Here is an 11,222-nt window from a genome sequence, read left to right as displayed (position 1 = left end):
CGGCGCCGGTGCGAGTGCGCCGCTGTTCGACGGCGGGCGCCGGCGCAGCGTCGTCGCGTTGCGCCGCGCGCAGGCCGCACAGGCGGTCGCCGCGTATCGCTCGACGGTGCTGACGGCCGTCGGCGACGTCGAGACGTCGATTGCCGCCACCGCCCGCGATCACAGCCGGACCGAGCGCCTCGAACGCGCGGTGTCGAACGCGCGCGGCGCCTATACGCAGATCAACCGCTCGTGGCGCAGCGGCGAATCGGCGTTCATCGATACGCTGGAGGTGCAGCGTTCGCTGCTCGCGGCCGAGGACTCGCTCGCGCAGGCGCGCACCGAGGAAATGCTCGGCCGGGTCAGGCTGATGACTGCGCTGGGGCAGTAGGCGCGCGGTTCAGGTGCGACCGCTGCCGCGCATCGGTCGATACGCAAAGGGCGGCGGGTTCGATGTGTTTCGAACCCGCCGCCCTTTTGCATGTTGCCTGGCCAGCTGCGTGCGGCACCGGCTCAGTCGATGTCGCCGCCTTCCTTCAACTGCGCGCTCAAGTAGTCGAGAAAACTGACGATGCGTGACGACAGCGTCGCATTGCGATAGAACACCGCGTGAATCGGCTGGCGGAACTCGACGGTATCGTCGACGAGCAGTTCGACGAGGCTGCCGTCGCGACGATGCGTGCCCGTCATGTAGTCGGCCAGGCACACGATTCCGGCGCCACTGAGCGCGAGCGTCAGCAGCGTCTCGCCGCTCGACGCCTGCAGCGCCGGATGAATCCGGTACACGCCGCCGTCGGCGGTCTGCAACGGCCAGTGGTTCAGCGTTTCCGGCTGCACGAAGCCGAGCAGCGCATGGTTCGCGAGTTCGGCGACGCTCGTCGGTACGCCGGCTTTCTCCAGATAGGCCGGGCTCGCCAGGATGCGCAGCCGGCTGCTGCCGAGCCGGCGCGCATGCAGCGTCGAATCGCGCAGCTCGCCGATCCGGATCGCCACGTCGGTGCGCTGTTCGAGCAGGTCGATGATCTCGTCGCTCGTATGGAGTTCGGCCGTGATCGCCGGATAGGCTTCGCGGAAGCCGGGCATCATCGGCGCGATCACGTGCTGCATGAACGGCATCGCCGCGTTGATCCGCAAGCGCCCGGACGGCGTCTCGCGCTGGCTGACGATCTGTTCCTCGGCAAACTCGACCGACGCGATGATGTCGCGCGCGTAGTCGAGAAAAAGCTTGCCCTCGTCGGTCAATTCGAGGCGGCGCGTCGTGCGGCGGATCAGCGTCGTGTCGAGCTTCTCCTCGAGGCGCCGCAGGATCCGGCTCATCACCGAGGTCGGCTGATGCAGCTTGTCGGCCGCACCCGTCAGCGAACCGGTATCGGCGATGGTCACGAACGCGAGCATCTCGTCGAGGGTCGTCTTCATGGTCGGCAGCCTTCCGCAGTTTCAGAAACCGCCACGATAGTGCCGCCGCGCCACTTTGATAAGCCGGCGCGCGCGCGAATCACAGTTGATTTCGGTTCAATGATTCGCGGCGACTATTGTCCGAACAATCCGGCACGAAGCGGGAGGCCGCATACGCAAACGCGCCCGGGCGGGCGCGCTTTTCGTCAGACAAGGCAACGCCGTGTCAGGCCGCGACGGGCATCTCGTCGCGAATCCAGTCGAGCATCGTGCCGTGCGCCGGCGCCCACCCGAGTTCCTGCCGCGCGCGCAACGCCTTCACGCGGCTGTTCGACGCGAGCGAGTAATGCGCGCGCGAATGGCCGAGCGCCCGCGCCGCATCCGCGATGTCCCATTCGACGATGGACGGCAAGCCGAGCCGCTCGCCGAGCGCATGGCCGATTTCCGCGAACGACGCTTCGCCGTTTTCCGCGAAGTAGAACGCACCGGGCGGCGCGGCATCGATCGCGCGCAGATACAGATCGGCGACATCGGCGACGTGCACGTTCGACCAGCAGTTCAGCCCCTTGCCGATCACGCGCACCGCGCCGGCATCGCGCGCGATCGCCGCGAGCAGCGGCAGCTGCGCGCTGTCGCGGCGGATGCCGAGGCCGTCGCCGTAGATCATGCTGTTGCAGATCACGGCCGAACGGATGCCAAGATTGGCCGACGACATCACGAGCCGGTCGATCGCACGGCGCTCGGCCTTCGCGGGTTTGACGACGGGCGTCGTCTCGTCGAATACGGGGGCATCGCCATGCGCGCCCTGTGCGTCGTCCGCGATCACGCTGGTGCCGCTCGTATGCACGAACGTCTTGCCCGAGCCGCTCAGCGCGGCGATGATCGCCTCGACGGCCGCGCGGTGATCGCTGCTCGCCGCGTTGACGACGCAGTCCGCGTCGCGCGCGAACGCGTGCAGCAGCGCCGAGTCGTCGAGCGTGCCGACGACCGGCATGATGCCGGCCGCCGCGAGTTTCGCGGCGTTGTCGCCGTCGCGCGTCAAGCCGGTGACGACGTGCCCTGCCGAGACGAGCCGCGCGGCCACCGAGCCGCCGATGTAGCCGCTCGCGCCCGTCACGAATATCCTGATGCCTTTCATCTGCTGCTCCGAGAGCGAGACAGTCGGTACGGCACACGTCTCGCGAAATGTCGTGCGTCGCAGTATCGGCGGCCGGCGTTGCGCGAGGAAGGGCGGCGTCGCGAAAACAGTTTTGAGCGCAACGGGATGATCGATCGCGTCAGACAAATCCCTCGTCGACCAGCGTGCAGCCGTCCGCGGTGATTTCGTGCCGCTGGCCCGAGCCGCCGGCCACACGGCTCCAGCTCTCGGACACGAGCATCGCCGCGTCGCCTTCCGTGTGCAGCGCATAGGCGAATCCGCCATACATGCCCGGCACCGCGAACCACATGCGTTCGGCCTGCGCGTCGAGTTCGAGTAGCGGTTCGAGTTCGGGCAGGCGCAGCGCGTCGACGCGCAAATGTGCGATGCGGCCGAGGATCATCGCGTGGAAATGACGCTGGATGGCGAGCAGCGTGGCGCCGGGCACGAAGCGTCGCGGCTGCGGCGCCAGCAGGTCGACCAGATGCCGATGCCCGCGCCGCCCGGCGATATCGACCGGGCGCTCGCCGTGGGCATCGCGCAGCATGCGCCACGCACCGAGCCGCAACAGTTCGGCGACGACCTCTTTCGGTGCGCCGCCGCAGGCAGCCTGATGCAGCGGCGCACGAAGCGACGTGCCGCCGAGCCGGGTCGCGTTGACGAGCGCACGCTCCTTCGCGACGAGCGCGAGCATCGTCGCCCAGTCGCCGTTCCTGGCCGCGTCGGCCAGCGCGTGCCGGGTCGCGACCTGCGCGTCGACGAGCACGTCGGCGCCCGTGATGCCGTCCCATGTGATGCTCAACCGGATCTCCTCGTGTGTCGCGTTCGCGTGACCGCGTCGATCGCCCATCATAAGCGTTCGTCGCGGCTGCGCGATCGCGCGGCGCTGCTTCGGGTCGGGATTCCCCGGCGCCCGATCCGGCCACTGCCCGCACCGGCCCGTCGATCTGCGATGATGTCGGACGCGAGGCCACGCATCGCGCTCGCCTCGCACGGGCGCGCCGCACGCGCATCCGATCCATCCACCCCGACGAAGCATGCCCATCATGATCGACGTTTCCTCCATCACCGACGCGTTCGCCCCGGGCGGCGAGCCCACGCAGTACCGCGTATCGCCCGAGAAACTGATTTCCGGCGATCCGCTGCATACGCTCACACCCGGCTTCGCGAGTCCGTGCGGCCGCTTCTCGACCGGCATCTGGGAAAGCACGCCCGGCTGCTGGCACGTCGCGTACACCGAAGCGGAATACTGCGAGATCCTCGAAGGCACGTCGGTGATCACCGACCTCGAAGGCAACCGGAAGACCCTGCGTGCCGGCCATCGTTTCGTGATTCCGCCGGGTTTTCGCGGCACGTGGGAAGTCGTCGAACGCACGCGGAAGATCTTCGTCGCGTACGACGAGCAGCCGCCCGAATGAGCGGCGAGCGGGCGCGATCGACGCGGCATTGCACGACAGGTCGACGATCCGCCAGCCGCGCTGCATCGCCGCCGTGCGCAATCGTTCGTCCGGATTCGTCGCGACTGCATCGGTCGCCTTCCCGACAGCTCGGCACGCCGGCCGTGCGGCACGACCGGCGTGCCGGCGGAAACGTTACCGCCGGCCGTCGAGCGCCCCGAGAATCCCGTACGCGGCCTTCACGCGGTCTTCGTTCGGAAAGCTGCGGTTCGCGAGCATCACGATCGCGATCCGCTTCGACGGGACGAACGCGACATAGGTGCTGAAGCCGTTGGTCGAGCCCGTCTTGTTGATCCACGTATTCGCGCTCGGCGCGAGCGGCGGCTTGATCGCGGAGGCCGGCAACCCGTCGCGCAGCATCTTCATCGAGTTGCCTTCGAGCAGCGTCGGCAGCGCGACCGGATACGGATACTGTTCCCAGATCAGGTCCTGCGTCAGCGGTCCCGCGCGGAAATAGCCGGTGTGGGTGCGTTCGAGCGCGCGCTGCAGGCGCGGCGCGGTTTCGATCAGCCCCATGTTCGCCTGCACGAAGCGCAGCAGGTCGGCCGCCGTGGTCCGCACGCCGTAGGCCGGCTGCCACAGCATGCCGCCCGTCATCCGGATCGGCTTGCCGTCCTGCGTATAACCCTGTGCGTAGTCGGCCTGACGTGCTTCCGGCACGTTGATGTACGTGTGCGTCATGCCGAGCGCGGGAAAGAGCCGCTGCTCCATCAGCACCGCGAAATCCTTGTGCATCGCCTTCGCGGTGAGCCACCCGAGCATGCCGACCGACACGTTCGAATACGTCCGGTACGTACCCGGCGCGTGCGCGGGCCGCCACGCGTCGAGATAGCGGATCAGCCCCGCGTCGTCGCGGATGCTGTCCGGCACCTGCACCGGCATGCCGCCGGACGTGTGCGTACCGAGATCGAGCAGCGTCACGACACCGAACGGCTTGCCCTGCAGGGCGGGCAGGTACTTGCCGACCGGGTCGGCCAGCGACAGTTCGCCGCCCTCCTGCGCGTCGGCCGCGAGCGTCGCGGTCAGCGTCTTGCTGACCGAGCCGATTTCGAACAGCGTGTCGCCGGTGACGGGCTTGCCGGTTTGCGTCGACATCACGCCGTAGTCGAACACGTAGGGCTTGCCGTCGGCGACGATGCCGACCGCCATGCCGGGAATCGCGTACTGCTTCATCAGCGGCGCGATGTGACGGGTCACGGTGTCGTGGAGGTCGTCCGGGGTGGCGGCGCCCGCGCGGCCGGCCGTGGCGGTGACGCACGCGGCGACGAGCAGGGTCGCGGCGAAGCGTGTCGCGTTGAATCGCATGGTTGCGGTTCCTTCGATTTCTGATGGTTGCGTGGACAACAGATCCGGTCGCGCCATGCGGAAATCGCAGCGGCCGGCCTGCCGAAGCAGGACTATCCGCTGTAAGCCGTCCGTCAACAATCGACGTTATGTTGATCGAGCCTAAAGAAAAACTTATGGGCTTGGCGAAGGAGTGGATGACCGCTGCCGCCGGCGCGGCGGGCTCGATGGTTTGCGGGGAACGTCGGGCAGCACCGTCGCGTGCACTGCCACGAGCGCGACACGTCGATGACGTTGCCGTGCAAACGAGTCACGGCGCCGGCAACACGACGGCTCCAGCGCGTTACCCCGGCAACCGGTCCAGAAACGCCAGCATCGCCGCGTTGAACCGCGCGGGCCGCTGCAGCGGCGCGAAATGGCTCACGCCGGGCAGGATCGTCAGCGTCGCGCCCGGGATCGTGCGCGCCAGGTACGCCGCATGCTCGGGCCGGATGAATTCGTCGTGCTCGCCCAGCACGATCGTGACCGGCACGGCGATCGCCGCGAGATCCTCCGCGCTGTAATCCGGTTGCGTGCGCATCATTTCGCTGACGGCCGCGACGAATGCGTCGAATTCGCCCGGTGTCGCGGAAAGCGCCGCGTAGTCCTTGCGATGCCGCGCGAAGCAGCGGTCGAGCAGCGGGCCCGGCACGATCTCCTTCGTGCCGCCCGGGTCCATGTTGCATGCGAAGAAGAACACGCCGGCCGCGCGTTCCGGCGCGCGATCGGCCAGCACGAGCGCGATGCACGCGCCGTCGCTCCAGCCGACGAAGCGCGCACGGTCGACGTCCAGCGCATCGAGCACCGCGAGCACGTCCGACGCCATGCGTTCGTAGGAATAGGGTTGCGCGTCGCGCGTGCTGCGGCCGTGGCCGCGGCTGTCGATCACGATCGCGCGGTAGCCGGCCGCGAGCAGCGCCGGCACCTGGTTGCCCCAGTTGCCGCCGTGGCCGAGGCCGCCGTGCAACAGCACGACCGGCGGGCCGTGGCCGAACGACGCGTGCCAGATGCGCGCGCCGTCGTGTTCGAGCCATCCTTGCGCGTCGGCCGCCGGCAGCGGCGTGCCGCCTTGCGCGTCGAAACGGACGAGGTCGTCGTCGTCGAGTTCCGCATCCATCGTTCTGCCGTCCTGTCGAGGGAGACGTGCTTGCGATTGTAATGCGTGCGGCCGACGCGGCCGCATCCGCTCAGGCCTGCGTCGACACCAGCCCGCCCGCCGACGAGCCGCCCGTCTTCTCGACGGCCGCCGCGAGTTGCGAGATCGCGGTCGCCAGCGCTCCCGCGATCGCACCGGCTTCCGCGCTCAGCGACTGCTGTTCGACCGCCGCGGCCGGGTCGTCCTTCGCGCGCTGCGCCGCGCTCGCCATCTGGCGCTCGATCGTGGCTAGTTGCTTCTGCAACCGGTCGATCAACGCTTTAAGCTGCGCGACCGCCGGGTCGTCGGACGACGCGCCCGATGCGCCGAGCGTTTCGCCGCTGGCACCGGTCGAACCCTGCGCGCCGGAAGTGCCTGCCGGACTCGTCGTACCCGTCGCGCCCGCGGCATTCGTCGCGCCATCGGTGGATGACGTCGCGGCGGGCGCGGCCGACGAAGCGTTCGCGCCAGGGCTGGCGTCCGCCAGCGAGGTGCGCGTGGTCGTGGAGAAATCGATCTGCATCGTGTCGGTCCCTGTGTCGGTAAGCGAATCGTGGCTGGGGGCGAAATTACCTTCCAACTCGTTTACGGCATTCGTCACACGAAACTTGAGTATCGGGGCCAGACAGATTTGGCTGAAGATCGCCGGTTTTAGTCGCGAAAGGGCCAGATTCGCGGCACCGCAGCGCTGATAAAATCGCGGCTTCGCCGGCGGAAGTCGCGCGCCCGCCGCCCCGGCGCACGAGCGCGCAACGCCGCCGGTTATCGACTCCCGCCCTTCCGGGCGCGGCACGCGACACGTGCCGACGCCGCGGTCGCGGCTGCGCGGGTCGCTTTTTCCGTTCGCCTGCGTGCCCCGCTCGCCGCTTCAAGCGGCGAACGCCGTCCGGCGCGCGCTCACTTCATCACGCATTCGAGGAACACACGATGGCCCGCATCGGCGCCTTCTGCATCACGACGTGGCTTGCCGCCGCGATTCTCTACTTCGGCCAGCACTCCGTCGCGATGATCGTGTTGAGCGGTGTCGTCGTGTTCGGCGGATTCGACCTGCTGCGTCCGTAAGTGCGCAGGGCCACGCGGCCGCGCCCGGTCGCGACGGCCGGCGCGACTGTGATAGCCTCTCCCGCACCCGCACCGTCTGTCACGCGCACGCCTTGCCGGCAACAGGAGAACGGAATTTGAATCATGGTTCGAACCGCCACCCGGCCGCCCTCGCCTGCAAGGTGTGCTCGGCCCGCGCCCCCATCTGCGGGCTGGTCGATTTCTCGCGCTGCGGCGCCGACTTCATTGCCGGGAAGAAAGTCGACCCGTATGCGGGCGTGCCGGTCTACTACCATGCTTGCGAGCAATGCGGCTTCACGTGGGCGCCCATGTTCGACAGCTGGACCCACGACGATTTCGCGCAGCATGTCTATAACGCCGACTATGCGCGCCACGATCCCGAGTATCTCGAGGTCCGTCCGCAGCAGCATGCCGACCTGATCTGCACCAGTTTCGCGGAAATGCGGGAAGGCCGGATTCTCGATTTCGGCTCGGGGCTGGGCTTGCTGGAACGGAAACTGGCATCGCGCGGCTTCACGGACGTGACGTCGTACGATCCGTTCTCGCATCCGGTTCCGCCCGCAGGCACGTTCGACACGATCCTGTCGTTCGAGGTGTTCGAGCATCATCCGGCGCCGTTCGATCTCTTCGACCAGATCATGCGTTACCGGAAACGCGACGGCGCGCTGCTGTTCCAGACATCGCTGATCAGCCGGGAGATCATCGAGCGCGGCATCGAGCAGTGGTGGTACTGCGTGCCGCGCAACGGGCACATCTCGTTTCACACGCCGCAGTCCCTGACGCTGCTTGCCCAACGCCACGGGCTCGAATACGGCGCGTTCAGTCCCGAGCTGCACGTCGTCTTCGATCGCGCAGCGACACCGCGCTGGCTCGACAGGTTTCTCAAGCCGTAACGGCGCGCCGGCGATCGGGCGTACGACGAACGCCGCGTGCCTTCACGCGGCGCTTGAACGGCTCGCTGCCGCTTGCACGGCACGCGCCCACGCCCACGCCCACGCCGCCGTCAGCATGCCCCAAACGTCGGCACCGCCGGATCGACCGCCAGCGCGCGCTCGTTGAACACGACCGGCACGCCGCCGAGCCCGAGCCTGCAGTTCGGGCGGTCGAGCCGCCACCCGTCGACGCGCAGCGCGACGCGCGACACCGGCGCGCCGCTCGCATGCGGCAAATCGATCGTGACCTGCCGCTTCGCGCCCGGCATCAGGTTCAGGTAGTTGTCGCTGTAGAACGCGGGCAGCACGCGCGCACCGGTCGACGGATCGAATACCTGCAAGTGCGTCATCAACGCGAACGTCGTGCCGATGTTCGCGACGTCGACCGTGATGCGCGTCGTCGTGTCGTCGATCTCGGCCGATGCCGCGCCGATGGCAACCGCCGCGCCCGGCATCGTATCGAGCGACGTATACGCGGTGTCGCCTCCGTCGCGCTGTCGCCAGTACACGTTCTCCGCGAGCGTATTGCCGCCCGCATCGGTCAGCACGAGCGACACGATGCACACGTCCGACTTCGCCGCGGCCATCGCCGCCTTCAGGTTCGCCACCACGCGATACGATGCCTTCGCGACTCCACCGACGTCCGCGACAGTCCGGCTGCTCGACGTGCCGTCGAGGTTGTACACGCGCATCTCGACGCGGCCGGTGACGGCTGCCGCCGTATGATTCGCGATCGTCACGTCGGCGGTATTCGCATCGAGGATCGCATTGACGCGACGGCATCCGTGCCGCACCGCGAAGAACGACGCATGCGCGTCGAGGTCGTGGCTGTACATCTGCCACACGAAGCTCGGTTGCGCGGGGTTCGTCATCCACATGATCACGCCGGTGGCCGGCGACGTGATCTTCCCGGCCACCGGGCCGATCATCACGGCCGCGTTCGCCTCGTAGATCGAGCGGATGCATTCGTAGTTCATCATCTGCGCCTTGCGCACGAAGTCCGCGAGATTGCGGATCGCGCCGTAGCGCTGTGCCGTCATCGCGATGTAGCCGGCGCCGCCCTGCTTGCCGACCGACGGGTAATACGCGCCGTTGCCGTTCATGTCGCGGTCGGCCCAGAAGTCGTCCGGGCATTCATACGAGCCGGGCGGCAGCATCGATTCGACGCATTCGAGCGTCGGGATCGAATGCGAGCCGACCTCGTTGTGAAACGCGATCGACGTCGTGCCGTAGCCGCGGCTGAATGCGGCCTGCGGCGAGGCCCAGTTGTACGGGCCGCCGGACGAATAGCCGTTCACCGCACCGGCGCCCGTATCGCCGGCCGAACTCGTGAGGCACAGGCGTTGCGGGTCGAGTTCGGCGACGAGCGCGTCGAGCCCCTTGACGAGTGCCGGCGGCGGCGCCCCTTCGTTGCCGCCGCACCAGAGCAGGATCGACGGGCGATGACGGTTGCGCGCGATCACGTCGCGGATGTTGTCGAGATCGCGCGGCACGTTGGCCGGCCCCGACCCGTCGCCTTCGGTCGAGAAGAAGAAGTCCTGCCAGACGAGGATCCCGTAGCGGTCGCATGCATCGAAGAAATCGTCGCTCGTGCTCTGCCCGTTCCAGTTGCGGATCAGGTTGAGGTTCGCGTCGCGATGGAGCCGCACCTGGTTGAACAACCGTTCGCGCGGAATGCGCTTCAGCGCTTCGTCGAGCCCCCAGTTGCCGCCCATCACGAGAATCGGCAGGCCGTTGACCGTAATGCTCAACTGCGGCCCCATGCCGATGTCGCGCACGTATTCGATGCGGCGCAGGCCGACTTTCAGCGTGCGCTCGTCCGAGCGCCTGCGCGCCACCTCGATGCCGACCGTCACCGCGTAGAGGTTCGGTTCGCCATATCCGTTCGGCCACCAAAGGCTCGGCTGCTTGATCGAAAGCGCCGCGATATCCGACGACGTGAGCGACACCTTCGTCGTCGTACTCGATGCGGGAATCGCGATGTCGTGGCGAAACGGCACGCCGTTGCCGACTGTGCCGACGACGGTCGCGACGAGATCCGCGCCGGAGCCGTTGTCCAGCTCGAGATCGAGCCGCAACTCGGCGCGCGACAGGTCGGTGGACAGCGTGTGCGCGACGTTGATCGCCGCGATCCGCACCGCGCCGGTCGTGAACCATGCCACTGGCTGCCAGATGCCGAGTTCGCGATCGGGGATCGTCGGCAGCCAGTCCCAGCCCGCCGAGCAGAAGAAGGTCGGCCCGTTCTTCAGCGTGACGCCGGTCGGGCCGCCGTTGCGCCCGCCGCGCGTGACGCCGCTCGCGTAGCTCGGCAGCAGCGGCCCTTCCGAGAAATCCGGCTTGACGACGCGCACCGCGAGACCGGCCGCGCCGCCCGCTTGCGGCACCCGCTTCGAGACGTCGAACGCCCCCTGCTTGAACGCACCTTCGAGCCGGCCGACGGGCGCGCCGTTCAACCAGACCTCGGCGCAGTAGTTGACGCCGCCGAAGCGCAGCCACAGCCGCTGCCCCGGCTGCCGTGCGGGCGCCGTGAAGGTCGTCCGGTACCAGTAGTCGGTGTCCTTCAGCGTGTCGGGAATGGTGTCCGTGACGATGCGGCCGTAGAACGGGTCGGGATACTTGCCGTTGACGATCATGCTGTTCAGCACGGTGCCGGGCACCGTCGCCGGCGCCATGCCCGTCACGCCGGCCGCGCCCGACAGTTGCGCGCCGCCGGCGCCCGGCAGGCTGCTCGCCGGGGCGAACGTCCAGTTCTTCGTGAGATCCTGCGCGGCCAGCAGGCTGTGTTCGGGGTCGCCCGGCAC

General features: G+C 68.1%; 11 protein-coding genes. 4 read left to right on the top strand and 7 right to left on the bottom strand.

Features of this window, described 5'->3' with window-relative positions:
* Positions 1-370, top strand: a 370-nt coding sequence (locus L810_RS40120; RefSeq protein WP_042978189.1) for a TolC family protein, incomplete at its 5' end; no start/stop codon positions are given.
* 122 nt (positions 371-492) lie between these two features.
* Here the strand turns inward: L810_RS40120 and L810_RS40115 are convergent.
* The 3 genes from L810_RS40115 to L810_RS40105 form a co-directional block, all read right to left on the bottom strand.
* The gene (locus L810_RS40115) at positions 493-1,395 is read right to left on the bottom strand and encodes a LysR substrate-binding domain-containing protein (protein ID WP_021163839.1); all 903 of its coding nucleotides are present in this window, start codon (positions 1,393-1,395) and stop codon (positions 493-495) included.
* Between the two features lie 205 nt (positions 1,396-1,600).
* Complete coding sequence (locus L810_RS40110; RefSeq protein ID WP_021163837.1) at positions 1,601-2,512, bottom strand: NAD-dependent epimerase/dehydratase family protein; 912 nt, start codon at positions 2,510-2,512, stop codon at positions 1,601-1,603.
* Positions 2,513-2,651: 139 nt separating this feature from the next.
* On the bottom strand, positions 2,652-3,314 hold the full coding sequence (locus L810_RS40105; RefSeq protein WP_042978191.1) for an ankyrin repeat domain-containing protein: 663 nt from the start codon (positions 3,312-3,314) through the stop codon (positions 2,652-2,654).
* Between the two features lie 244 nt (positions 3,315-3,558).
* On the opposite strand from L810_RS40105, the gene L810_RS40100 reads away from it, so the two are divergent.
* Positions 3,559-3,930 carry a cupin domain-containing protein gene (locus tag L810_RS40100; RefSeq protein ID WP_021163834.1) on the top strand — a complete coding sequence of 124 codons (372 nt, stop codon included), beginning with the start codon at positions 3,559-3,561 and terminating at the stop codon, positions 3,928-3,930.
* A 174-nt stretch (positions 3,931-4,104) separates the two neighbouring features.
* On the opposite strand, the gene ampC is transcribed toward L810_RS40100, so the two are convergent.
* From ampC to L810_RS40085, 3 genes are all read right to left on the bottom strand, one after another.
* Positions 4,105-5,274, bottom strand: a complete 1,170-nt coding sequence (ampC, locus tag L810_RS40095) for a class C beta-lactamase (RefSeq protein WP_042978188.1) — start codon at positions 5,272-5,274, stop codon at positions 4,105-4,107.
* A gap of 322 nt (positions 5,275-5,596) precedes the next feature.
* A complete protein-coding gene (locus tag L810_RS40090; RefSeq protein WP_021163832.1) occupies positions 5,597-6,409 on the bottom strand; it encodes an alpha/beta fold hydrolase in 813 nt (270 codons plus the stop codon).
* 70 nt (positions 6,410-6,479) lie between these two features.
* Entirely contained in the window at positions 6,480-6,950 is a 471-nt protein-coding gene (locus tag L810_RS40085; RefSeq protein WP_021163831.1) for a hypothetical protein, read from the bottom strand.
* Between the two features lie 404 nt (positions 6,951-7,354).
* Between L810_RS40085 and L810_RS49460 the strand changes: the two genes are divergently transcribed.
* Positions 7,355-7,489 (top strand): hypothetical protein, encoded by a 135-nt coding sequence (locus tag L810_RS49460; protein WP_006767081.1) that lies wholly within the window; start codon positions 7,355-7,357, stop codon positions 7,487-7,489.
* 116 nt (positions 7,490-7,605) lie between these two features.
* On the top strand, positions 7,606-8,382 hold the full coding sequence (locus tag L810_RS40075; RefSeq protein WP_021163830.1) for a class I SAM-dependent methyltransferase: 777 nt from the start codon (positions 7,606-7,608) through the stop codon (positions 8,380-8,382).
* A 110-nt stretch (positions 8,383-8,492) separates the two neighbouring features.
* Here the strand turns inward: L810_RS40075 and L810_RS40070 are convergent.
* Positions 8,493-11,222 (bottom strand): glycoside hydrolase family 2 protein (locus L810_RS40070; protein ID WP_042978187.1); only part of this gene is annotated, 2,730 nt, incomplete at its 5' end.

The organism is Burkholderia sp. AU4i, from assembly GCF_000466765.1.
Classification (GTDB): domain Bacteria; phylum Pseudomonadota; class Gammaproteobacteria; order Burkholderiales; family Burkholderiaceae; genus Burkholderia; species Burkholderia cepacia.
This window is presented reverse-complemented; position numbering and strand designations above follow the sequence as displayed.